The 23,929-nt window shown below is 34.5% G+C and carries 19 protein-coding genes; 11 read left to right on the top strand and 8 right to left on the bottom strand.

The genetic code is table 11. The features are described from left to right. The first annotated feature begins 9 nt into the window (after positions 1-9). From EMN46_RS16405 to EMN46_RS16395, 3 genes are all read left to right on the top strand, one after another. Positions 10-1,203, top strand: a complete 1,194-nt coding sequence (locus EMN46_RS16405) for an exo-beta-N-acetylmuramidase NamZ domain-containing protein (RefSeq protein WP_154201906.1) — start codon at positions 10-12, stop codon at positions 1,201-1,203. Between the two features lie 86 nt (positions 1,204-1,289). After that, positions 1,290-1,871 (top strand): thioredoxin family protein, encoded by a 582-nt coding sequence (locus EMN46_RS16400; protein ID WP_154201905.1) that lies wholly within the window; start codon positions 1,290-1,292, stop codon positions 1,869-1,871. Positions 1,872-1,964: 93 nt separating this feature from the next. Next, entirely contained in the window at positions 1,965-2,456 is a 492-nt protein-coding gene (locus EMN46_RS16395; RefSeq protein ID WP_154201904.1) for a DUF6174 domain-containing protein, read from the top strand. Positions 2,457-2,537: 81 nt separating this feature from the next. On the opposite strand, the gene EMN46_RS16390 is transcribed toward EMN46_RS16395, so the two are convergent. Continuing rightward, entirely contained in the window at positions 2,538-3,737 is a 1,200-nt protein-coding gene (locus EMN46_RS16390; protein ID WP_154201903.1) for a pyridoxal phosphate-dependent aminotransferase, read from the bottom strand. Positions 3,738-4,220: 483 nt separating this feature from the next. After that, positions 4,221-5,609, bottom strand: coding sequence for a phosphoglucosamine mutase (gene glmM / locus EMN46_RS16385; protein ID WP_154201902.1), 1,389 nt, complete (start codon positions 5,607-5,609; stop codon positions 4,221-4,223). A 309-nt stretch (positions 5,610-5,918) separates the two neighbouring features. Here glmM and EMN46_RS16380 point away from each other — a divergent pair, with 309 nt between their 5' ends. Next, the gene (locus EMN46_RS16380) at positions 5,919-7,361 is read left to right on the top strand and encodes a pseudouridine synthase (protein WP_154201901.1); all 1,443 of its coding nucleotides are present in this window, start codon (positions 5,919-5,921) and stop codon (positions 7,359-7,361) included. Between the two features lie 280 nt (positions 7,362-7,641). Here the strand turns inward: EMN46_RS16380 and EMN46_RS16375 are convergent, their stop codons facing one another. The 3 genes from EMN46_RS16375 to EMN46_RS16365 form a co-directional block, all read right to left on the bottom strand. Then, on the bottom strand, positions 7,642-8,529 hold the full coding sequence (locus EMN46_RS16375; RefSeq protein WP_154201900.1) for a carbohydrate kinase: 888 nt from the start codon (positions 8,527-8,529) through the stop codon (positions 7,642-7,644). Between the two features lies 1 nt (position 8,530). Next, a complete protein-coding gene (locus tag EMN46_RS16370) occupies positions 8,531-10,021 on the bottom strand; it encodes a mannitol dehydrogenase family protein (RefSeq protein WP_154201899.1) in 1,491 nt (496 codons plus the stop codon). A 98-nt stretch (positions 10,022-10,119) separates the two neighbouring features. Continuing rightward, positions 10,120-11,832: a cytosine permease gene (locus tag EMN46_RS16365; RefSeq protein ID WP_154201898.1), complete on the bottom strand. Its 1,713-nt coding sequence runs from the start codon at positions 11,830-11,832 to the stop codon at positions 10,120-10,122. Between the two features lie 523 nt (positions 11,833-12,355). Between EMN46_RS16365 and EMN46_RS16360 the strand changes: the two genes are divergently transcribed. Continuing rightward, positions 12,356-13,081, top strand: a complete 726-nt coding sequence (locus tag EMN46_RS16360) for an NUDIX hydrolase (protein WP_154201897.1) — start codon at positions 12,356-12,358, stop codon at positions 13,079-13,081. Between the two features lie 112 nt (positions 13,082-13,193). Here EMN46_RS16360 and yedF read toward each other — a convergent pair whose 3' ends face one another. The 3 genes from yedF to EMN46_RS16345 all read right to left on the bottom strand — a co-directional run bounded on the left by yedF (position 13,194) and on the right by EMN46_RS16345 (position 16,301). Then, positions 13,194-13,538: a sulfurtransferase-like selenium metabolism protein YedF gene (yedF, locus tag EMN46_RS16355; protein ID WP_154201896.1), complete on the bottom strand. Its 345-nt coding sequence runs from the start codon at positions 13,536-13,538 to the stop codon at positions 13,194-13,196. Positions 13,539-13,550: 12 nt separating this feature from the next. Continuing rightward, positions 13,551-14,591 (bottom strand): selenide, water dikinase SelD, encoded by a 1,041-nt coding sequence (gene selD, locus EMN46_RS16350; protein WP_154201895.1) that lies wholly within the window; start codon positions 14,589-14,591, stop codon positions 13,551-13,553. A 183-nt stretch (positions 14,592-14,774) separates the two neighbouring features. After that, positions 14,775-16,301: a S41 family peptidase gene (locus EMN46_RS16345; RefSeq protein ID WP_154201894.1), complete on the bottom strand. Its 1,527-nt coding sequence runs from the start codon at positions 16,299-16,301 to the stop codon at positions 14,775-14,777. 52 nt (positions 16,302-16,353) lie between these two features. Here EMN46_RS16345 and EMN46_RS16340 point away from each other — a divergent pair, with 52 nt between their 5' ends. The 6 genes from EMN46_RS16340 (at position 16,354) to der (ending at position 23,684) form a co-directional block, all read left to right on the top strand. Further along, on the top strand, positions 16,354-16,767 hold the full coding sequence (locus EMN46_RS16340) for a hypothetical protein (RefSeq protein ID WP_154201893.1): 414 nt from the start codon (positions 16,354-16,356) through the stop codon (positions 16,765-16,767). 281 nt (positions 16,768-17,048) lie between these two features. Continuing rightward, positions 17,049-18,575: a 2,3-bisphosphoglycerate-independent phosphoglycerate mutase gene (gpmI, locus tag EMN46_RS16335; RefSeq protein ID WP_154201892.1), complete on the top strand. Its 1,527-nt coding sequence runs from the start codon at positions 17,049-17,051 to the stop codon at positions 18,573-18,575. 178 nt (positions 18,576-18,753) lie between these two features. After that, on the top strand, positions 18,754-19,338 hold the full coding sequence (locus tag EMN46_RS16330) for a DUF3109 family protein (protein ID WP_154201891.1): 585 nt from the start codon (positions 18,754-18,756) through the stop codon (positions 19,336-19,338). Between the two features lie 315 nt (positions 19,339-19,653). After that, positions 19,654-21,027: a dipeptidase gene (locus EMN46_RS16325; RefSeq protein ID WP_154201890.1), complete on the top strand. Its 1,374-nt coding sequence runs from the start codon at positions 19,654-19,656 to the stop codon at positions 21,025-21,027. A 330-nt stretch (positions 21,028-21,357) separates the two neighbouring features. Next, complete coding sequence (gene era, locus EMN46_RS16320) at positions 21,358-22,251, top strand: GTPase Era (RefSeq protein WP_154201889.1); 894 nt, start codon at positions 21,358-21,360, stop codon at positions 22,249-22,251. A gap of 125 nt (positions 22,252-22,376) precedes the next feature. Next, positions 22,377-23,684, top strand: coding sequence for a ribosome biogenesis GTPase Der (gene der, locus EMN46_RS16315; RefSeq protein WP_154201888.1), 1,308 nt, complete (start codon positions 22,377-22,379; stop codon positions 23,682-23,684). Positions 23,685-23,929 lie beyond the last annotated feature (245 nt).

Genomic DNA, 23,929 nt, shown 5'->3' with positions numbered 1-23,929 from the left:
ATTATAAGAATGCTACGAAACAAGCCCTATCTTATTACATTTTTTTTGTTTTTTTTGATTTTTCAAACAGCTTGCTCACAAAATAAGTCAAATACAATCACGCCTGCAGCTGATCGTTTTTCAGTATATAAATCATTTTTAGAAAATAAGAGTATAGCTCTTGTTGCTAATCAATCATCACTTGTGGGAGAACAGCATTTAGTCGATTTTCTTTTATCAAAAAACATCAATTTAGTAAAAATATTTAGTCCAGAACATGGATTTAGGGGAAATGCCGATGCTGGGGAGAAAGTAAATGATGGTTTAGATTCAAAAACGAAACTACCGATAGTATCTCTATATGGAAAACACAAAAAGCCCTATGTCGAAGATTTGAAAGGTATTAATCTGGTTGTTTTCGATTTACAAGATGTTGGTGTGAGGTTTTATACTTACCTGTCTACTTTGCACTATATGATGGAGGCTTGTGCCGAAAATAATATTCCTTTAATCGTTCTGGATAGACCAAACCCTAATGCTCACTATATTGATGGTCCTGTTTTGGAGGATGACTGTAAATCGTTCGTTGGTTTGCATCCAGTACCTATTGTTTATGGAATGACAATTGGCGAATATGGAAAGATGATTAATGGTGAAAAGTGGTTGGCAAATGGAATTCAATGTGATTTGACAGTAATTCCTTGTGAGAATTGGAACCGCAATTCAATCTATAAATTACCTGTAAAGCCTTCACCAAATTTACCCAACTATCGATCGATACAACTTTATCCATCATTGTGTTTTTTTGAGGGAACTGTGGTAAGTGCAGGAAGAGGAACCGATTTTCCTTTTCAAACCTATGGACATCCTTTATTGGAAACAAGTAAGTTTGAGTACAAGCCAAGAAGTATTTCGGGAGCTAGCAAAAACCCAAAGTTCAAGAATCAAATTTGTTGTGGTGAAGATTTACGATTAGTAGATATTGAAAGTTTAAGAGAGAAAAAGCAATTGGATTTGTCGTTTTTGCTGAAAGCTTATGCAGCATTGAATAAAAAGACAGAATTCTTTAATCCATTTTTTGAAAAGTTAGCAGGAACAAAACAGTTGAGGAAACAAATTATTCAAGGAAAATCAGAATGTGAAATTAGAGAATCGTGGCAGATTAAGCTTGACGAGTTTAAATTGATCAGAAAAAAATACTTGATTTATCCAGATCTCAAATGATTCATGATGATTTTTGACTGTTGTTTATTTAGAATTCTTAAAAATAATATCTAACTTGAGTTTTATTCATTATAAAATTCTTGAAAATGGCATTTACCTTACAATTATCTGATAAAGCTCCTAATTTTAAGTTGCCAGCTACCGATGGCATATCTTATAAACTTACCGATTTTAAATCATCAAAACTTCTTGTTGTGTTTTTTACGTGTAATCATTGTCCTTATGTAATAGGTTCCGATGAAGATACACGTGCAATAGCCGATAAATATATTCATCAGGGTGTTGAGTTTGTTGCTATAAATTCCAATTCTGCGAATACTTATAAGGAGGACGATTTCGATCATATGATTGACAGAATGGAAGAATATGATTTTCCTTGGGTTTATTTGTACGATGAAACACAGGATGTGGCAAAAGCATATGGTGCTTTAAAGACTCCTCATTTTTACCTTTTTGATGAAGCCAGAAAGTTGATTTATACAGGACGTGCCGTTGATAATCCTAAGGATACTTCAAAAGTAAAAGTTAGAGATTTAGAAAGAGCCATTGATGAATACTTGGCTGGAAAAGCAATTACGGTACCATTAACCAACCCTATTGGATGTAATGTAAAATGGGATGGGAAAGATAAGCATTGGATGCCAGCAGATTCTTGCGATTTGATATGATTTATTTTTGTTGTATTTTTTAAATTTAACCACAATTAAATCAGTAATTTGTCTCCTTTTTGACGGGTTGATTGTTTACTGAAAAAAATTACTATGAGACCGAAATTCTTATTTTATCTATTTGTTTCTTTTTGTCTAATATCTTGCGATAATGAGGATGACACTGTATGTGTCGATTTCGATGAAGATACATTTGTTGAGAACTTGAATAATTGGAATCAATTAAATTTGCAAAATTATTCTTATGAATATTCAAATTCTGGTTATTCTTATTCAGGAATTGCATCTAATATTGGAATTGTGATTGTAGATGGAGACGTTGATACTTTGGTTGCCTTGACTGAAAATGGCATTCAAGATGCAGATAGTTATTTGATAGATGATTTATTTGCTGAGATACAATCAACTTTTGTGGATAATGAAGATAGAAAACTTACAAGTGAAGTTTATATCAAAGAAATTGAAGTTGTTTACGATGAACAATATTTTTATCCTAAAGAGGTTCATTATATTTATCATGTGCCTGAAGAAATGGTCGGGATATGGAATATGCATCAATATATTGAAAAATTTGAAGTTGAGTAATGATTCGTATAAAATCATTTAAATATAAAAAAGGCTCCAATTACTTGGAGCCTTTCTTTCTGATATTTTCTTTTAACTTTTTTATATTGTTCTTCCTGGGTAAACTTTAAGCGCTTCATCAAGAGCGATCATCGCTTTTGCTAATTCTTCTTTTTTAAGAACATAAGCAATACGAACTTCGTTTTTACCTAAACCTGGAGTTGCATAGAATCCTGTAGCAGGAGCAACCATTACAGTTTCGTTATTGTATTCGAAATCAACAAGTAGCCATTTAGCAAATTTATCAGCATCATCAATTGGTAATTTTACTACTGTGTAGAATGCACCTTTTGGCATTGGAGAATATACTCCGTCCATTTTATTAAGAGCATTAACTGTAAAGTTACGACGGTCGATGTATTCGTTATAAACTTCAGTGAAATAATCATCTGGCGTATCAAGAGAAGCTTCAGCAGCGATTTGACCAAAACCTGGAGGACATAAACGAGCTTGAGCAAATTTCATAGCCGTTTTGATAACCTCTTTGTTTTTTGTAATCATAGCTCCAATACGCACACCACACTCAGAGTAACGTTTAGATACTGAATCCATAAGAATTACATTTTGCTCGATACCTTTAAGGTTCATAGCTGAAAAATGCTCTTCTCCATCGTAACAGAACTCACGGTATACCTCGTCTGAGAATAAATAAAGATCATATTTAAGAACAAGTTCTCGTAATGAATTTAATTCTTCTTTTGAATAAAGGTAACCTGTTGGGTTGTTAGGATTACAAATAACAATAGCTTTTGTCTTAGGAGTTATTATCTTTTCGAACTCCTTGATAGAAGGCAAAGCAAAATCATTCTCGATACTTGATGTAATAGGCTTAACAATAACACCTGCAGAAACAGCAAATCCATTGTAGTTAGCATAGAATGGTTCTGGAATGATAACTTCATCACCAGGATTCATACATGATAACATTGCGAAGGTAATTGCTTCTGATCCACCAGTTGTAATTAACATTTCGTTTTCGTCAACATCAATACCAATCTTTTGATAGTATTTACACAATTTCTTACGATAAGAAATATTACCTGCTGAGTGAGAATACTCAATTACTTTTGCAGTACAGTTTCTAATCGCTTCCATTGCAACCTCAGGGGTTTTAATGTCGGGTTGCCCAATATTTAATGGGTATACTTTTTTACCTGCAGCTCTTGCAGCTTCTGCATAAGGAACCAATTTACGAATTGGCGATTCTGGCATTAAGCGTCCTTTGTCTGAAATTTGTGGCATCTGGTTGTTATTTTTTAGCAATTAGATAAATTCGGATAATTAATAATTTCATAAAATATGAGATCCATCTAAGTGCTATTATTAATTTGTTTAGAACTTCATTCTGTCCAAATGTAAGTATAAATATGAGGGAAAAATATGCTTTAAAACTTATTTTACAAAAAGAACATAAGTTGTTGAAATTGAAAGGCAAGCGGGGTGTTTGCTGATTTTTAAAACGTTTGTAATTGAGCTGTTAGTGATACATAATGTTTACCTAAAGGAGTCTTCAAATATTAATTAAATAATTGATACAGCTTGTTTTACCAATTTAAGATGGAACGCTATGTGGTTTTTTTTTGAAATCAATTAATAGACGTAATTCACTGTTTTAATTTGATGTTTTTCAACATTGCTGCCACGTATTTTTATTAAAAATGAAAAAAAGCTGCTACAATTATAAATTGTAGCAGCTTTTCATGTACTTATTAAGCTCTATTTCAACTAGGCAATAATCCCTTTAATTTCTGAGATGATTTTCGCTGCTAATGCATCAGCTTTGGCTTCATTCTTACTTTCGGAATAGATACGAATGATTGGTTCGGTATTTGATTTACGAAGGTGTACCCACTCTTCTGCGAAGTCGATTTTTACGCCATCAATATCATTTACTTTTTCGTTTTTATACTTTTCTTTCATCGCAACTAAAATCGCGTCAACGTCAATTTCAGGAGTCAACTGAATTTTATTTTTAGAGATAAAGTAGCTTGGATATTCAGCACGAAGTTCAGATACTTTTTTGCCTTTTTTAGCCAAGTGAGTTAGGAATAATGCAATTCCAACTAGAGCATCGCGACCGTTGTGAGACTCAGGATAGATAATACCACCGTTGCCTTCACCACCAATAATAGCGTTCTTGGCTTTCATTTCGGTAACAACATTAACCTCACCTACTGCAGATGCGGTGTATTGTCCATTATGAGCATTTGTTACATCAGCTAAAGCACGAGTTGATGACATATTGGATACAGTGTTACCAGGTGTGTGAGATAAGACATAATCAGCAACAGCGACTAGAGTATATTCTTCACCAAACATATTGCCATCTTCACAAATCATAGCTAAACGATCCACATCTGGATCAACAACAAAACCAACATTAGCTTTACCTGATTTCATTACATCAGCAATGGCTGTTAAATTTTCAGGTATTGGTTCGGGGTTGTGTTGAAATTGACCATTAGGTTCGCAGTAAAGTTCGATGACATTCTCGACACCTAAAGCTTTTAAAAGTTGAGGAATTATAATACCACCAACAGAATTAACAGCATCGATGGCAACTGTGAAGTTTGCTTTTCGGATAGCATCAACATCAACTAATTTAAGGTCTAGCACATCTTTAATATGCTTTTCGTTATAATTGTTAACGTGAGTGACTTGTCCTAAAACGTCAACATCAGCAAAATGGAAATCTTCATTATCAGCAATTGATAAAACCAGTTTGCCTTCTTCATCGTTAAGGAATTCTCCTTCTTCGTTAAGCAATTTAAGGGCATTCCATTGTTTAGGGTTATGACTTGCTGTTAGAATAATTCCGCCATGAGCCTGTTCGCTTGTAACCGCAATTTCAGTGGTTGGTGTTGAAGCTAATCCAATTTCAATCACATCAATACCTAATCCCATTAGAGTACCAACAACAATTCTATCGACCATTTCGCCCGAGATACGAGCATCACGACCTACAACAATTTTTACACGTTCACCTTTGTGACGTCTGATTGCCCAAGTTCCGTATGCTGCTGTAAATTTTACAATGTCGAGTGGACTTAAGCCATCACCAACTTGTCCGCCAATGGTACCTCTAATTCCTGATATCGATTTAATTAATGCCATATTTTATTTTTTTTAGATTTCTAGTTTTATGAGAAGAGTATTTGTGATTTTACCTTCTTGTGATCTTTTTCGAAAATCATGTAAAATTAATAAACTATTGGTTTGAAAACATAAGAATGTAGAAGATTATCGATTTTTATAAGATGATTCCTTTCAAATCCTTAGCTTGAAATGTCTAGGTAAATTTTAAATCAGTCATATTTTATTTTTTTGATCTTGGTGTTTCTCCTTTTTCATTGTTATTGAGTTGATATTTGCTGATATTTAGTAACTTTGTAGGCTAAATAATAACGAAAAGTTGTTAAAATAATGGAAGATAGAAAATACGGAAACAAGCAAAGAGGAAAGCAATCGTTCCGCTCATCAAGAAGTGAAGAAGGTCGTTCAAGCGAATCTAAGTTTAATAGAGGACCAAGATCATCTGAAAAAGGGGAAAGATCTGACTCTGAGTTTTCGCATAAAAAAACGGATAGATCTGCTAAAAGTGACCGCCCTTATCAAAGTAGAGATAAGGATAATCGTTCGTCAAGAAATGAAGGAGGTCGTTCTAGTGAATCAAAATTTAGTAGAGGACCAAGATCATCGGAAAAGGGAGATAGATTTGCAAAGAGTGATCGCTCTTTTAAGAGTCGAGATAATGATACTCGTTCAAGAAGGAATGAGGATGGTTCTAGTGAATCACGTGTAAACAGAGCTGCAAGAACATCTGATAGTTCTGCATCATCACATAAGAAGAATAAAAAAGCTTATAGGGGTAAAAATAAGCCTGATGCTCGACGTGACGAAAAACGTGGATCTGGTTTGAGAGTAGGAAAATCTGTTGTTCGCCAACCGAAAGAAGAATTTTCTACAAAGGGAACAGACAGAAGTTATAAGGATAGAAAAAGATTTCAACATAGAGACAATGCTGATCGTCCTGAGAGAACTTTCGAAAAGAGTGATGAAGCTTTAGAAATAGTAGAAGGCGAAGAAGCTGTTGAGATTAAAAGTCGTTATTCAAAGAAAAAGCAATTGGAATATAACCGTTTGAACGGTCCTGCTGATGGCATGTTACGTTTGAATAAATTTATTGCTAATTCTGGCGTATGTTCGCGTCGTGAAGCCGACAAGCTTATTGCCGAGGGTAAAATCATGGTAAATGCTGTTACGGTTACCGAGGTGGGAACTAAGGTTAGCATGGATGATGATGTTCGTTTGGAAGGTGCTCGTTTGATGGCTGAAGCAAAAGTTTATCTTTTAATGAATAAACCTAAAGATTTTGTGACAACTCTTGATGATCCATTAGGAAGAAAAACGGTAATGGATTTGATTGGTGATGCTTGTGATGAACGTATTTATCCTGTTGGAAGGTTGGATAGAGCAACCACAGGTGTTTTGTTATTTACCAATGATGGTAATTTAACTAAGAAATTAACTCATCCAAGCTACGAAAGAAAGAAGATTTATCACGTTCATTTAGATCGTAATATCACTAAGGATGAGTTAACTCGAATTGTTGATGGTATCGAATTAGAAGATGGTTTTATTCAGGCAGATGAAATTAGTTATGTAGATCCTAAGGATAAATCACAGGTTGGTATCGAGATTCACTCAGGTAAGAATAGAATTGTTCGTCGTATTTTTGAACATCTAGGTTATGAAGTTGAAAAACTTGATCGTGTTTACTTTGCAGGATTAACTAAGAAAAACGTGCCTCGAGGTAAGTTCAGATTCTTAACTCAAAAGGAAATTAATATCATAACTCATTATTAGAACTGAAATAAATCGAAGTTTTATTATAATATAAAAACACCCTCACTTGACTATGTCAGGTGAGGGTACTTTATTTATAAGAAGTTTGTAATGTATGAATTGTCTTATTCTCACAATATTTTGTTTAAAGACTATTTGTTGTATTAGATGGTATTTATAGGTGAAATAAAGTGTTAAAAAAGATTTTCACGAGTGGTGAATGATCTTTTTTTGATTAGGAATGTGAGTTGCAAAAAAGAGGAGGCTAAAGCCTCCCTTTTTTTCAGTTAAGTGTAGTTTATTAATTTAGTTGATTAATGAGATCTTCAATTTCATGTGCCGGAATATCAGCATTTGCACCACTTTTTGAAGCTACAATGGCTCCTACAGCGCAGGCATAAGTAATTGCTTTTTGCGGATCTACATCCTGTAAAAGTTTATTGATTAGTGTTGCCAAAAACGAATCACCGGCACCAACGGTATCGGCTACTTTCACCTTGAAACCTTTACTATACACAAATTGATTGTTACTAAAGAATACGGCTCCATCGCCGCCCAGCGTAACGCAAACTTGTTTTGTATTTGTCTTGGCTGCGATAAATTCAATGCACGCTTCTAGTTTTTCATCTGAGAATCCCATATTGGCACAGATCTCTACAATCTCATCGTCGTTGAACTTTATAAAATCTGCTACTTTCATTAGTTTCGAGATGGTTTCCTGCGTGTAATGTGGTGCACGAAGATTAACATCGAAGACTTTAAATTTAGCTTTTTCGAGCAGAGCCAATAGGGTGTCACGTGACGTTTTGCTTCTCGCAATCAGACTTCCATAAATAAAAGCATCCGAAGCTTTCACAGTTTCAATGTCTTGATCTAAAAGCTGAATATCATCCCATGCACAAGGCATTTTTATCTCATAAGAGGCCGATCCACTTTTATCCAATTTTACCAAAACTTCGCTGGTAGAAAAGTGTTTGCTTATTTGAATGTGCTCAACACTTGAGGAGAAGCTTTTAATTTCGGCTAAAATTTCATTTCCAATTTTATCACTCCCAATACTGCTGATTACGCACGCTTTATTTCCTAGCGATTGAGCTCTTAGAGCAACATTTAGTGGAGCACCACCTAGCTTTTTGCCAGTTGGAAACATGTCCCACAATACTTCACCGTAGCATACGATCTGTTTCATTTTAAGCTAATTTTGAGTTCATTTCTTTTACACAATCTTTTACTTTTTTGCTTCGTAGCATTTCAAGAGAAGATAGAAATGCATCAACGAAAGTCTTATTTTCGATCATTTTTCCAAAAATAGGCTCAATTTCTAAGAATTTAATTGGTGTTTGATGCGATAGGGCTGCAGCACGAATTAGTTCATTGCTCATGGCATCATCAATGGCATAACTATTTCCGTTTTCATCAGTTCCATCGTTGTATTTACACCAAGCGGCAACTACAAAAGCGGCTCTTGCTATGTTGCCATCACCTTTTAGTTGTGCTTTGATTGTAGGAAGCAAAAAGATTGGAATTTTAGCTGAACTTTCTAGACAAATTCGTGGAATAATATCTTTGATATACACATTTTTGAAACGCTTAATCAAACTCATTTTATACTGATCCAAATTAATATCACCCAAATCACCTAGAATAGGAGTGACTTCTTCGTCCATAAATGCCTTCAAAAACACAGAGAAATCTTCGTCGTGAGCTGATTCATCAATGGTTTTGTAACCATGTAATGCACCTAACATTCCTAGTACTGTATGACCAGCATTTAGTAAGCGCAACTTCATGTTTTCGAAAGGAACTACATTTTCGACAAACTGAGCTCCTACTTTTTCCCATTTAGGTCTTCCTGCAGCAAAATCATCTTCAACCACCCATTGTATAAAAGGTTCGCAAACTACAGGCCATTGGTCGTTTACCTGAAATTCATCTTGTAAATTTTCAATATCGCTAGCAACGGTTACAGGCGTAATTCTATCGACCATAGCATTGGGAAAGGATACATTTTTTTTGATCCAAGGAAGCAATTCGGGCTCGGCTTTTTCTATATAATTCAAAAGTGCTTTTTTAGCCACATCGCCATTACCTTGAATATTATCGCACGATTGAATCGTACATCCGGCAATGCCTCGTTGTTTTCTTAGTTTCATGGCTTGAGCCAAATATCCGAATACCGTTTTAGGCGACATTGGATTTTTCATGTCTTCAACAATTACCGGATTGCTAAAATCGAATTCACCCGTAGCTTCATTCAAATTGTAACCGCCTTCGGTAATGGTTAGCGAAATGATTTTAATATCAGGATGTGCCATTTTTTCGATCACAGCAATAGGATTCTCGGGAGCGAAGATGTATTCAACGATAGACCCGATGACTTTTGCGCTTCGTGTGCCATCCAAATTTTTAATTACAAGCGTGTAAAGTCCGTCCTGATCTTTTAGAATGTTGTAAATTTTACGGTCGAAATCCAAAAGACCAACACCACAAATTCCGCAATCTAAAATGCCATATCGTTCCATTAATTCGTTGGTGTAAAAGGCTTCGTGTGAACGGTGAAAGTTTCCTACGCCAATATGTACAATGCTTGTTTTTACCTTATCTCTATCGTAAGAAGGTGTTTGAACATTAGAAGGCATTAGTCCTAGATTTTCCTGATTTAATGCTATAGCTGTTTTCATCTTTTTTATTTTTTGATTTGCATAGTAGCTAGCTTGTCGTCGATTTTACTTGATTTTCGGAATGGCTATTGCTACGCTGATTCTATTTTATTGTTGTTTTATTTAATTAATGTTTTTTTTCTGCGAAGGCTCCAGTAAGCAAATACAAAATAACCTATGGTGCAGTAAAATGCATATTTGTGAAAAAAGTCTTTGTTCATGTTGTAGCTTTCCAAATCGGCACTTGCAAACATTGTATTCAATGCTAAAGCTGTAATAATAAGTAAACAAATTATTGATAAGGTGTTAAGAACTTTAGAGAATATAGAATGATCCTTGTACTGTACCTTTTCATCCTTTGCTTTTTCTTCCTGGTAGATCTTTATATCAGTTTGAAGCTGTTTTTCTTCTTTGATTTCTTCGGTGTAATCTTCTTTAGCACCATACATTTTAGCTAGTATGGTGTATAGAATCACTGTAAAGAACCAAGTGGGAATAAAAAGGTAATAAAATGACATTGCATTTATTGCATTTAAGCCAAAACCAAGGATTAGACCTGCTCCCCAAGAAATAATAGCAGGTTTGCTTGTTGCAAGTTTTTTATAGTAAGCCCAATATCTAGTTAAACCTATTTTAGGAAAAATAAAATGTTCAGCAAACACAATTGCACCTACAGGAACAACAAGTAAGCCTGCATAGGTAAGCATAGGAAGTACTTTTGAAAATACAAAAGGAAAGCATGCTATAATTACCGTGAATACACCGACTACTAAGGTTGTTTTTCTTCTTGAATGATTTTTGAAAATGGCTTGAGCGGCTAGACCAGCACGATATAAGTTTGCATTGGCAGTAGTCCATCCGGCAATAATTACAATAACAAAACCAGAAGCTCCCAAGGCATAGTAGGCAACATCACCAGGATCTAGAGATACAACAGGTTGATTTAGTAGAACACCTGCTCCAGCTCCCATAATTCCGGCTACAATCCACGCAATATAGTGTCCAAATAACATTCCAAAACTTGAATAAACTCCGTAAGTAGATTTTTTTGCATAACGAAGAATCGCCATATCTATTAGTCCTACGTGGGTAATGGTATTGGCAGCCCATGCAAAGCCGATTACTTCGACTAATCCGATTCCGGCTTCACCGTCGCTGGTGACGCCTTTCCAAATGGATAGGTCGCCGATATGAATAAATTCGCTCCAACTTGAAATGCTTGTCGATCCGATTACCGAATAGGCAAGAGCAGGAAGAAGTGCTAAGGCTCCGGCAACAAATAGAGTGAATAACCAAGGTGCGCAAATGCTTGAGAAATCGGCCACTGTACTAAAGCCAAAGATTGCAACAAATACCACAACTATACCTACAGCAATTACAATGAGTATAAACCATACATTGGTCGAATACCAGTTTAATTGGGCAGGAATATTAAATAGAAATCGCACTGCTGAGGACGATACGGTTATCATGGCAGCAGAAATAACAGTGAAGATAATTACATTGGCCCAATTGTATAATTTGGTCATCGAATCTCCAGCAATTTTGTGTAAATAAGTATACAGACTGAGTCTGGTTTGGACTGCAATAGGTGCAGTCATGAATGTCCAGCTCAGCACGGCTAGTATGTTACCAATAAGAAGTCCGAATAAAATATCGTGTGTACTAGCTCCCAATGAAACAAAGGTCGCACCAATTACAAATTCTGTTGCAGCAACATGTTCTCCGGCGTATAATCCCGCAAAATGTTTCCCTCCATGAAGTTTGTTTTTGGCTATCGGTAGTTGCTCTACATCAAGATGGGCGAAGTTCCGTGTTGAGTCATTTTTCATGATTTATATCGTTTGAATAATTAGTTAAAAGACTGTTTGTTAATACTAGTAAAATAAGTACAAAAGATAATCTTAAATTTTTAAAACGTACTTTTTGTCGTTTTTTTAAAATCTGAGCCATTTTTAAATGTCTACTTTTTTTAATTTGAGTATTCATCTTGTTTCTGGGTTTGATTATTGACTGTGATATTATAAAACGTATTTAATACGTTTGCGTAACAAATGTATGCAAAAAATAATTTATAATCCAAATTAATTAAAAAATAAATCGTTTGCGCTGGGGATAAGATTCAGGTGCTTAGGTTTTTAAGTGTTACTTTTTGTGGCTGTTGTATATGCTGTTTCGAAAAAAAAAGTAAGTGTTTTGGGCGTTTTAAATACTTGTTGGTTACTTTTTTACGTTTAATGTGTGTTTGTGAGTGTCTCGTACATTAGTAGGAAATGATTGGGAATTGAAAAAGGAGATTCTTATATTTGTTTTGAAATAAATCAATGTAAAGCGTAAATTCAACGTTTATTAATTATGGATTTTAGAAAAATTTCGAATATATCAGTTGACTGCGTTGTTTTTGGTTTCGATAATGCGAATATTAATATACTGCTTTCAAACCGTAAACTTAAAATGCATGATCTTCGTTATTCGGATATTGATGATTGGGTATTGACTGGCGATCATGTCTTTAAAAGCGAACGCTTGGATGAGTCGGCAACAAGAATTTTTAAAGGGCTGACAGGATTAGATGATGTTTACAAAAAGCAGTTTCGTACGTTCGGAAATCCGGATAGAATAAAGAATGAAAAAGATTCTCTTTGGTTGAAAAGCTCGGGAGTTGATCCACGCGTAATGTCTGTGGCATATTATTTCTTACTTCCCTCTGAAATTGTAGATTTAAGAGATGAGAATATTAAATGGTTTCCCATTCGTGAGTTACCTCAATTAGGTTTCGATCATCATGAGATTATTGCTTGTGCATTGGAAGATTTGAAGCAGAAGGTTATGAGTGAACCTGTGATATTCGAATTTTTACCAGATAAATTCACATTGAACGAATTGCAATTAGCTTATGAATCGGTACTCAATATTGAAATTGATAATCGAAATTTCCGCAAGAAAGCAATAAGTAAAACTTATATAGTTCCGCTAGAAGAGAAACGAGTTGGAATCTCAAAAAAACCAGCACGTCTTTTTATGTTTTCAAGAGATATTTACGAGAAAACCTGTAGTAGAAATCATATTATTAATATTTAAATACAAAAAGAGATTAATATATTAACTCACTATTAGAGTTAAGTTTTAGATAAAAAGTAAGCCCATCCGACTAAATCAGATGGGCTTATTCTTTTATGATGAGTTGTAACTTCTAAAGATTAACCACTTTATCTGCGTCAGATTGAAGTGTCATAATATCTGGCATGGTTCCTTGAATACCAACTTCTAACTTATCTTGAAGCTTGAAAAAGTTTAAACAGGTTTTACAGATAATCATTTTTACGCCTGCTTTTTCTATACTTTTTAAAGAATCGAGTACGGGAGAACCTTCACAGGTTAGTTTAACACCAGCATTGTAGAATGTGATGATCTTTGGTAACTGATCGCCAGCTAAGCTTAGTTTCAGATAATTTGAGATAAGGATTAGGCCTAATTCTTCGCTGCCTGTTCCCATTCCATTTTTAGTTATCTGAATTAAAGTATTTGAATTATTCATAATGGTTTGTTCTTATTTGATGTTGATATAAGCTTCGGTATCATTTGTTCGAGCAGATAGTTGTCCTATTGACTCCAATTCAAATCCTTCAGATTTTGCAACTTTTTTAAAGTCAGCAATGTGTTCGTTTTCAACTGCGACAAGAAGTCCACCGCTAGTTTGAGGATCGCATAAAAGTAATTTTTGTGATTCAGTAATATCACCAACTAAATGACCGTATGAAGCCCAGTTTCTGTGAGTTCCTCCAGGAGTAGATCCCTGCTCAATTAAAGCCTCAACACCTTCCATTTTAGGAACATCTTGATAGTTGATTGTAGCATTCACGTTTGAACCTTCGCAAATCTCGCTAAGATGACCTAATAAACCAAAACCAGTTACATCAGTCATCGATTTTACATACTCTAATTCTCCGAATACCTGACCAACCTTGTTTAAAGCACACATTAAATCAACAACGATTTGATTATCTTCGTGAGCAATTAATTGCTTCTTTTCAGCTGTGGTGAATACTCCAATACCTAGTGGTTTTGTAAGGAAAAGGCTGCAATTAGGGGTTGCTGTATTGTTTTGCTTCACTCTATTAGTTGAAACAATTCCATTTACTGATAATCCAAAAACAGGATCGGATATATCGATAGAATGACCACCTGCCAACTGAATGCCAGCATCAGCACAAACATCGCGAGCACCTTCAATTACCTGCTGAGCAAGTTCGGTTGGTAGCTTATCTAAAGGCCAAGCTAAAATAGCAAGTGCCATTATTGGTTTACCACCCATAGCATAAACATCGCTAATGGCATTAGTTGCTGCAATTCGACCAAAATCATAAGGATCGTCTACAATTGGTGTGAAAAAATCAGTTGTACTGATAACAGCTGTTCCATTTCCTAAATCGAAAACTGCGGCGTCGTCCTTGCTATCGTTACCAACTAATAAAAAAGGATCCTTTATATGAGGTGCACTAGATTTTAAAATAACTTCTAGATCTTTGGGTGATATTTTACATCCACAACCGGCTCCCGGACTGAATTGTGTTAACTTTTTAGTTTCCATCGAAAGTGAATTTATGATATTCTTACTGTTAATATTAGACCACAAAGGTAGAATTTTTTTATTTCTATAGATCTTGTTTACAATAAAATAAAAGAGGTAGCTTGAATAGCTACCTCTTTGTGTTTTTTGAATTAAAAAATTAGAATGCACTAAACAGTTCATCTCAATCTTAATGTACAAATGTTATTTTACAATATTTTTAAGGTTTAACATTTTTCTATTGTGGGTATCATCTACTAACTCATTAGAAAATGGTTTCATATCCTTAGAGTTAAATAATTCTTTCAACTTTTTATTTTCTCTACCTGCTTTTGTACTTGCTTGCAGTTCTACAGGTACATCGTTACCCGCAATTATTCCTAAAGCTGCAGCTAAATATGGCTCTTCAGTATCTCCTAAAGGTTTAATACTACCGAGGTAATTCCACTCGTTACGGGTATAATCTGTTGTAAATCCACTTCCAAAATCACTATCTCCTTGAGAATTTGCAACTTTTCCTACAATAGGTTGCATAGCCCATGTGTGATCAGGATTCTTGGTTCCATTATTATCAATATAATCGTATACCGTTATAGATGATGTATATTTTCCACTTGTAGTTGATCCAATTAGTACAACATCGATGTAAGGACTTAATCCGTTAATAAGTTGTTCACTTGCAGAGGCTGTACTTTCTGAAGTTAGTACAAAAAGTCTTTGTAGGTTTAATGAGTTAATAGTAGCTAGTTCAGTACCGTTATCCGTGATTTTATCTACAAAGAAGTCTTTAAGTGCATCTGCACCATAATTTTGAATATAGTAGCTGGACAGAAAATCATTATATTTACTCTCAAACAATAGCTCTCCAGTATGTGATCCGGTAAGCATGCTACAAAGTAGTTGGTCTGTATAAAGAGAGCCTCCTCCATTATAACGTAAGTCTAAAACCATCTCTGTTACACCTGCATCTTTTAATTTGGCAATACTATCATTTAAAGCAAGGTTGAATTTATCTGTACCAATAAAACTGTTGTAGACCATATAGCCGACCTTAGTTCCTTCTATGGTTTTGGATAAAAGAATGGGATTTTCTTCATAACCTTCTTCTGCAGTAATGATAACTTCAGTGCCATTATTAGTAATTCCTGTTGATGTAAAATCGGCTAAACCTAAGGTATAAGAATCTTTTGTGAAAAGTAGATCTCTATAGTTCGAAATATCCAAATCTGTCCCATCTACTGATACAAATATATCTCCTCTTTTTAGAACGGTATTACTTGCTGGAGAATTAGGTAAAACATACGTGACATAACCAAAAACACCATCGCTATTACTATAACTGCTCAATCGATATTCAAAGCCGAAACTTTTACTAACTCCAGAAAACGCTTCTTCTTGTTTCACATAGTCATCAACAATCCACGACCACCTATCAACCTCTTCACCTTGTGCATTTTCTAGATACAAGAAACTATCAAATAAATCTTCATAATTTGTACCATATGCGTTAAGTGCCTCTTTCCACTCTTCAGAATTTTCAGTAAGATTTAAGGCAGGAACGTCATCAACCCATAAATAGTAAGTCTCCAATCCCTCCCAAATAAATGATGCTATTTCTGTTGGTTCTGTTTCTACTGTTGGTGATGGTTCTGGGTCTGAATCATCTTTGCTACAAGCAGTGAAATTTACTGCAATAAATAGGGCTAATAAAAACTTTAGTGTTGATTTCATGTTAGTTATAAATTAAAATTTATATATTGTAAATACAATGAAATATTAAATAATGTATAAATTTATAAAATTATTTACACTTGTACTGCTTATTTTTGTTTTTCCTTCATGTCTTAGTAGTAGGATGCAATTTCCATTAAAAATAGAGAATGCTAGTTCTCAAACATGGGATGCAGGAGCAAAGCATCGTGGTACAAGGCTAGAAGCAGTTCTTGTTGGAAAAATGGAGCATGTGAAAATAATTGGGCTGGTTTTTCGTAACAAACGTACCATTCCTATGATAAAAAGAATAGATGGTAAACTATTTATTAAAGCTGATTTTGAATATGGAACGGAGAATAAATTAGATAAGTCAATCCCTACTGATAAGGTAGACATGATAATTTATTCTCACAAGGGAAAAGTGTATGAGTTACCATTAGAAGATATTCATCCTAAATCGATGAAGTATTACCCTAAGCAATAATCTTATTTCTCTCCTAAAAAGCCGTATATCCTTACCTATGTGTTTCTAAAAATAAGTTGTGGTGTTGTTCATCCTTATAAATTTAACTCAACACAGAGCTATTTTATTTAGTCTTAAATACAGATGAATACTCTTCTGAGGTGAAATTTGCTTTTTATTCAAGCAAACGTTTCCGATGTAAAATTAAGTCATTCAGGATGGTAAGCTCTTTTATTATTGAGATTAATAAGGTAGTTTTGCAAGATAATTTTACAAATACAGAATAATCAAAATACTTACAAATGGCTGATAATAAGAAAGCTTTATTGATGATCCTTGATGGATGGGGAATAGGAGATAAATCGAATTCAGATGTTATTTCAACAGTTGAAACACCATATATTGATAGTTTATTAGCAAAATATCCAAATTCTCAATTACAAGCTGCAGGTAAGTTTGTTGGATTGCCTGATGGACAGATGGGGAATTCAGAAGTAGGTCACCTTAATATTGGTGCTGGACGAGTGGTATTCCAAGATCTAGTAAAAATTAACAATGCTGTAAAAGACGGTTCAATTAATGAAAATGAACAGTTAATAAAAGCCTTTGCTACAGCTAAGAAAAATAATACAAAACTTCACCTTATTGGTTTAATTGGTAATGGTGGCGTTCACTCTTTAAGTTCACATGCAATTGCAATTTGTAAGGCTGCTAAGGCTTATGGATTGAAAGATGTATTTGTTCATGGATTAACTGATGGACGTGATACAGATCCTAAATCAGGATTAGAATTTGTTAAAGATTTTGTTTCTCAAATCGAAGGTTCTGCAAAATTAGCTTCTTTGATTGGACGTTATTACGGTATGGATCGTGATAATAACTGGGAACGTATTAAACTAGCTTACGATTTATATACAAAAGCTGAAGGTAAATCAGCAACCGATATGATTAAAGCTGTTGAGGAATCATACGCTGAAGGTATTAGCGATGAGTTTATCAAACCAGTTGTTGCTGTTGATGAAGCAGGAGCTCCTCTAGCTAAAATTGAAGAAGGTGATGTCGTGATTTGTTTTAATTACCGTACAGATCGTCTTCGTCAAATGACAACTGTTTTCTCTCAAGAAGATAAGCTAGAGTTTGGTATGCACAAAATGAATATTGAGTGGTATACAATGACTTGCTATAATGCTAACTTTAAAGGTGTAAACGTTATTTACGATAAGGATAACGTTAAAAACACTTTAGGTGAAGTTGTATCTAAGGCTGGTAAGAAACAAATTCGTATTGCTGAAACAGAGAAATATGCTCACGTAACATTTTTCTTTTCTGGAGGTCGTGAGGCTGAATTTGAAGGTGAAACTCGTTTGTTAGCTGCTTCTCCAAAAGTTGCAACTTACGATTTACAACCAGAAATGTCTGCTCCAGAGGTTGCTGATAAGATTAGTGCAGAATTGAATGCAAAATCGGCTGATTTTGTTTGTTTGAATTTTGCTAATGGCGATATGGTAGGACATACTGGTGTTTACGAAGCCATTTCAAAAGCCGTTCAAGCGGTTGATAAATGTGTTAAGCAAGTTGTTGAGGCAGCTAAAGCGAATGGTTACGATGTTATTATTATTGCTGACCATGGTAATGCTGACTTTGCAGTAAATGCCGATGGATCGCCTAACACAGCTCACTCTCTTAATCCAGTTCCTTGTATTTGGGTTACAGAAAATCCAACAAGTCTTGAAAATGGTATTTTGGCTGATGTTGCTCCAACCATTATCGATATTATGGGACTTGAGCAACCTGCTGATATGACAGGTAAGTCTTTGATCGTAAAATAAAGATAGAAAATTTAGAAGTGAGGCCTGAGAAACTAGATATCTCAAAATCAGTTTCAGGCTTTATATTTAAAAATTCACATCATTATAAAAATCCGTATTATCTTTGCCGATAGTACGGATTTTGCTTTTATAATAAATACTGCAAGTTCATAATTATTAATTCGTAAGACTCTTTGAAATGTTACAGATAGGAAATGCCATAGTAAGTCTCGATGTGATTGAGAAGAAATTTATTTGCGATTTTGCTAAATGCAAAGGCGCATGTTGTGTTGAGGGTGATTCGGGAGCACCATTAGATGAGGACGAAAAAGCTATTCTTGAGGAAATTTACCCTAAAATTAAAGAATACTTAAGTGAAGAGGGAATTGCTGAAATTGAGAAACAAGGTACTTCAGTTATTGATTTTGATGGTGATTTAGTAACACCTATCATCAATGATAAGGAATGTGTTTACACAGTTTTTGAAAATGGTTTGGCTTTATGTGGTATTGAAAAAGCTTTTCTTGATGGGAAAATCTCTTATCGAAAACCTATTTCTTGCTCTCTTTATCCTATTCGTATTGAAAAGTACCCTGAGTTTGATGCTGTAAATTACAATAAGTGGAAAATTTGTGCACCAGCCCGAGAATTAGGTTTTAAAATGGGGACACCAGTTTATAAGTTCTTAAAAGAACCTTTAATTCGTAAATATGGCGAAGATTGGTATAAGGAATTAGAATACGCCGCAGAAAATCTTGAAGAAATATATCAGATTAGAAAGTAAAGACATATCGTGATTTGTTCAAGACGAACAATGAACATTTAAAATATATAATCCGTAAAGAGCTACTAATGCTGTTTACGGATTTTTTTATATAGTAAATTTCATGAGTATACAGGAACTGTAAAAATGATGTGGCTAGGACTGTTAATCTAGTTCAAAATTGCTTTAAAAACGGTGTGAGATTCGTTATTCAGAAAAGACATATATAATTAAATTGCTTTTCGATAGTTTAATTAACGATCTTTAATTGAATTTTGAATTTCGGATTTGTATATTTACAACTCAAGATTTAAATACTAACAATACACATATAACATGGACAATATTAAAGGGTATATCGAGGAAAATAAAGATAGATTTCTTGATGAATTATTTGGATTGATTCGCATTCCATCGATTAGCTCAATTGAAGCTAATAAACCAGAAATGTATAAAGCTGCTGAATACTGGAAGCAGTTGATGCTAGATGCTGGTGTTGATAAGGCAGTCGTATTAGAGAGTGAAGGGAATCCTGTAACTTATGGTGAGAAAATTATAGACCCCGCTTTACCAACGGTTTTGGTATACGGTCATATGGATGTCATGCCTGTTGATCCTGTAGAGCTTTGGGATACGAATCCTTTTGAGCCAGTAATAAAAGACGGTAAAATTTGGGCACGTGGTGCTGATGATGATAAAGGGCAGTCTTTTATGCATGCTAAGGCTTTCGAATACATGGTTAAGAACGATTGCTTAACTTGTAACGTTAAGTTCATGATCGAAGGTGAAGAAGAGGTGGGTTCTCCTAATCTTCCTAAGTTTTGCGAAGACCATAAAGAAATGTTGAAGTCCGATATTATCCTAGTTTCTGATACTGGAATGATTGCTCCAGACAAACCATCTATTACAACAGGTCTTCGTGGTCTAATGTATTGGGAAGTTGAAGTTACTGGTCCTAACCGTGATCTTCACTCAGGATTATTTGGAGGCGCTGTTGCAAATCCAATTAACGTATTAGCTAAAATGATTACTCAGATGGTTGATGAGGATGGTCATATTACTATTCCTGGTTTCTACGATGATGTTATTGAAGTATCAAAAGAAGAGCGAGCTATGATGGCTAAGGCTCCTTTCGATGTTGAAGATTATAAGAAAGCAATTGATGTGAAAGAATTAGCTGGCGAAAAAGGTTACACACCTTCTGAGCACACAGGAATTCGTCCATCATTCGATGTTTGTGGTATTTGGGGTGGTTATATTGGCGAAGGTGCTAAAACTGTATTGCCTTCAAAAGCAACTGCTAAAATTTCTACTCGTTTGGTTCCTAACCAAGATTGGGAAAAGATTTCTATTCTTTTCAAAGATCATTTTGAATCTATTGCTCCTGATAGTGTTAAGGTTAAGGTAACACCTCTTCATGGTGGTCAAGGTTATGTTTGTCCTATCGATATTCCAGCATACAAAGCTGCTGATAAAGCATATACTGAGGTTTATGGTAAACATCCAGTACCTGTACGTTCAGGTGGATCTATTCCAATTATCTCTACTTTTGAGGAAATATTGGGTACAAAATCAGTATTAATGGGATTTGGTTTAGAGTCTGATGCGATTCATTCTCCAAACGAGAATTTCCCATTGGAGCAATTCTTCAACGGTATTAATACAATTCCTTTGTTTTATAAGCATTATGCTGAAATGATGAAGAAATAATAAAAGGTTAAAGGATAAAGTGAAAGGCGAAGTCCTGAGTTAAGTTGAAGTCTAAGCGTTTCTTCTTTATAATTTATAAAAGCACTCTCGATTAAGTTCGAGGGTGTTTTTTGTATTTAGAATATATGTTGGCCGTAGAGTGGTTTTATTTGACAAAGGTGTAAACTCAATCACAATTAAATCAATTACTTGTTATATCGTTCAAAGAAAAAGCACTATATTTGCAAATTCAAAATGTTTCGAGATTTTGCTGATAAGATTTTGGTTTATTGCTGTTTATGAAAAGTAATGATCTTAATTTTCAAAGTTTGGAAACCTCATAATCAAGATATGTCAGAAAAAACACCTCATAAGTCAGGTTTTGTAAATATCATTGGTAATCCCAATGTAGGTAAATCAACCCTAATGAATAATTTGGTAGGGGAGCGAATTTCAATTATTACATCGAAATCGCAAACAACTCGCCATAGAATAAAAGGGATTGTTAATGGAGATGATTTCCAAATCGTCTATTCAGATACACCCGGTGTATTGAAACCAAACTATAAGCTTCAGGAATCTATGATGAAGTTTTCGACATCAGCTTTGGTTGATGCTGATATCATTATTTATGTAACCGATGTGATTGAAACCATCGACAAGAATGAAGAATTCTTGAAAAAGGTTCAAAATTCGACTGTTCCAGTTTTATTGATTATTAATAAAATCGATTTATCTGATCAGGCTAAATTGACTAAACTTTTTGATATTTGGAAAGAGAAAATTCCTCAAGCAGAGATTTTTCCTATGTCTGCAAAGGAAAATTTCAATGTTGAAAATTTATTCAATCGTATTTTAGAATTACTTCCTGTAGCACCTCCCTATTTTGCAAAAGATGAGGTGACTGATTTACCATCTAAATTTTTCGTTACCGAAATTATTAGAGAGAAAGTTTTAATGAATTACGATAAGGAAGTTCCTTATAGTGTTGAGATTGAAGTTGAGGAATATAAAGACGAGCCAAAACTCTTAAGAATTATGGCTGTTATAAATGTGGAAAGAACTTCACAAAAAGGTATTATTATTGGGCATAAAGGTGGCGCTTTGAAAAAAGTAGGTACTGAAGCTCGTATGGATATTGAAGCTTTCTTTGGTAAAAAAGTATTTCTACAACTCTATGTTAAAGTTGCAAAAGACTGGAGAAGTAAAGATTCTCAGTTGAAAAACTTCGGTTACCAAAAATAAATAAGAGTTTCCCAATTGGGATGAGTGATAGAACTGTCTATGAGAGACGACATATTCGCTCAAATAAATTTGAATACAGATTCTCGTCTTTCTTTTGAAAGTCAGATCGAAAAAATAATTAAGAAATGGGCAATATAGTTGCAATTGTAGGTCGTCCAAACGTTGGAAAATCTACGCTTTTTAATCGTTTAACAGGAACTCGTAAGGCGATTGTAAACGAAACTTCGGGTGTAACTCGTGATAGAAATTACGGCAAGGCTGATTGGAATGGAACAGAGTTTTCATTAATTGATACAGGTGGATTTTCTATTAATTCGGATGATATTTTCGAAGATGAAATTCGTAAGCAGGTAATGTTAGCAATTGATGAATCTGATGCTATCTTATTTGTAGTTGACGTAAAGCACGGAATAACTGATTTTGACGAGGCTGTAGCGAAAATTCTTCGTCGTAGTAAGAAGAAGGTTTATGTGGTTGCCAATAAGGCTGATAATTCTGAATTAATGTATGCTGCCAACGAATTCTATTCTTTCGGAATAGGTGATATGGTTTATGCTATTTCATCGGTAAATGGCTCGGGAACGGGAGATATGCTCGATGCTTTGGTTGGTGATTTTATTGAGAAGCCAGAAGAAGAGGAGTTAGATTTGCCTCGTATTGCTTTTGTTGGTCGTCCTAATGTTGGAAAATCATCAACTGTAAATGCATTATTAGGTGTTGATAGAAATATTGTAACTGATATTGCGGGTACGACTCGTGATTCTATTCATACACGTTTCCAAGGTTTTGGTCACGACTTTATTATGGTTGATACGGCTGGTGTTCGTAAGAAACCAAAGGTGAGCGAAGATTTAGAGTTTTATTCCGTAATGCGTTCAATTCGGAGTATTGAAAGTGCTGACGTTTGTGTTTTGATTTTAGATGCTGTTCGTGGTCTTGAGGCTCAGGATCTTGCTATTTTAGATATCATGATGAAAAACCGTAAGGGTTGTGTTATCATGGTAAACAAGTGGGATTTGGTGAAGAAAGAAACAAATACCATGAAGGAATTTGAAGCGGAAATTCGTAATAAAATGGCTCCTTTTACTGATGTGCCTCTTATTTTTACATCGGCTGTAGAGAAAGTTCGTTTGATTAAGGTTTTGGAGAGTGCTGTTCAGGTATACGAAAATCGTGTTCGTAGAATTAAAACTTCGGAGCTTAATAAGGTAATGCTTAAGGCTATTGAGCATTATAGACCAGCTGCTGTAAAAGGTAAGTTTATTCAAATTAAGTTTGTTTCTCAGTTGCCTACTTACGCACCAACTTTTGTGTTTTACTGTAATCTACCTCAGTATATACAAGATTCATATAGACGTTATCTTGAAAATCAAATTCGTGATAATTGGAATTTTGCAGGTGTGCCAATTCAGATTTTGATGAGAAAAAAATAATATAATTGCAGATTTAATATCTGTAATTCAAAAATATAAAAACGTGTATTTAGCCTAAGGGTTTAAAGTACACGTTTTTTGTGTTCGGTATTTTATAAATACCAACATATTGGTATTGTAATACAATCTTCAGTGAGTTATTTTTGTTTTAACAAAACAAAGCCAGGAGGCTCAGACTAAATGAAACTTAAGAAATCTTTTGCCATAATATTTCTTTTCTAGTGTTAATAATTCATTGAGGTTTC

This window comes from Ancylomarina sp. 16SWW S1-10-2 (assembly GCF_009669305.1).
In the GTDB taxonomy this organism is placed as follows: Bacteria; Bacteroidota; Bacteroidia; order Bacteroidales; family Marinifilaceae; genus Ancylomarina.
Note: the sequence above shows the minus strand (reverse complement) of the source record. Positions and strands in the feature narration are given on the sequence as shown.

What these genes read in the sequence shown, in the direction of transcription:
- EMN46_RS16405 (WP_154201906.1), top strand. Translation starts at nt 10, where the DNA reads ATGCTACGAAACAAGCCCTATCTTATTACATTTTTTTTGTTTTTTTTG.
- EMN46_RS16400 (WP_154201905.1), top strand. Translation starts at nt 1,290, where the DNA reads ATGGCATTTACCTTACAATTATCTGATAAAGCTCCTAATTTTAAGTTG.
- EMN46_RS16395 (WP_154201904.1), top strand. Translation starts at nt 1,965, where the DNA reads ATGAGACCGAAATTCTTATTTTATCTATTTGTTTCTTTTTGTCTAATA.
- EMN46_RS16390 (WP_154201903.1), bottom strand. Translation starts at nt 3,737, where the DNA reads ATGCCACAAATTTCAGACAAAGGACGCTTAATGCCAGAATCGCCAATT.
- glmM (WP_154201902.1), bottom strand. Translation starts at nt 5,609, where the DNA reads ATGGCATTAATTAAATCGATATCAGGAATTAGAGGTACCATTGGCGGA.
- EMN46_RS16380 (WP_154201901.1), top strand. Translation starts at nt 5,919, where the DNA reads ATGGAAGATAGAAAATACGGAAACAAGCAAAGAGGAAAGCAATCGTTC.
- EMN46_RS16375 (WP_154201900.1), bottom strand. Translation starts at nt 8,529, where the DNA reads ATGAAACAGATCGTATGCTACGGTGAAGTATTGTGGGACATGTTTCCA.
- EMN46_RS16370 (WP_154201899.1), bottom strand. Translation starts at nt 10,021, where the DNA reads ATGAAAACAGCTATAGCATTAAATCAGGAAAATCTAGGACTAATGCCT.
- EMN46_RS16365 (WP_154201898.1), bottom strand. Translation starts at nt 11,832, where the DNA reads ATGAAAAATGACTCAACACGGAACTTCGCCCATCTTGATGTAGAGCAA.
- EMN46_RS16360 (WP_154201897.1), top strand. Translation starts at nt 12,356, where the DNA reads ATGGATTTTAGAAAAATTTCGAATATATCAGTTGACTGCGTTGTTTTT.
- yedF (WP_154201896.1), bottom strand. Translation starts at nt 13,538, where the DNA reads ATGAATAATTCAAATACTTTAATTCAGATAACTAAAAATGGAATGGGA.
- selD (WP_154201895.1), bottom strand. Translation starts at nt 14,591, where the DNA reads ATGGAAACTAAAAAGTTAACACAATTCAGTCCGGGAGCCGGTTGTGGA.
- EMN46_RS16345 (WP_154201894.1), bottom strand. Translation starts at nt 16,301, where the DNA reads ATGAAATCAACACTAAAGTTTTTATTAGCCCTATTTATTGCAGTAAAT.
- EMN46_RS16340 (WP_154201893.1), top strand. Translation starts at nt 16,354, where the DNA reads ATGTATAAATTTATAAAATTATTTACACTTGTACTGCTTATTTTTGTT.
- gpmI (WP_154201892.1), top strand. Translation starts at nt 17,049, where the DNA reads ATGGCTGATAATAAGAAAGCTTTATTGATGATCCTTGATGGATGGGGA.
- EMN46_RS16330 (WP_154201891.1), top strand. Translation starts at nt 18,754, where the DNA reads ATGTTACAGATAGGAAATGCCATAGTAAGTCTCGATGTGATTGAGAAG.
- EMN46_RS16325 (WP_154201890.1), top strand. Translation starts at nt 19,654, where the DNA reads ATGGACAATATTAAAGGGTATATCGAGGAAAATAAAGATAGATTTCTT.
- era (WP_154201889.1), top strand. Translation starts at nt 21,358, where the DNA reads ATGTCAGAAAAAACACCTCATAAGTCAGGTTTTGTAAATATCATTGGT.
- der (WP_154201888.1), top strand. Translation starts at nt 22,377, where the DNA reads ATGGGCAATATAGTTGCAATTGTAGGTCGTCCAAACGTTGGAAAATCT.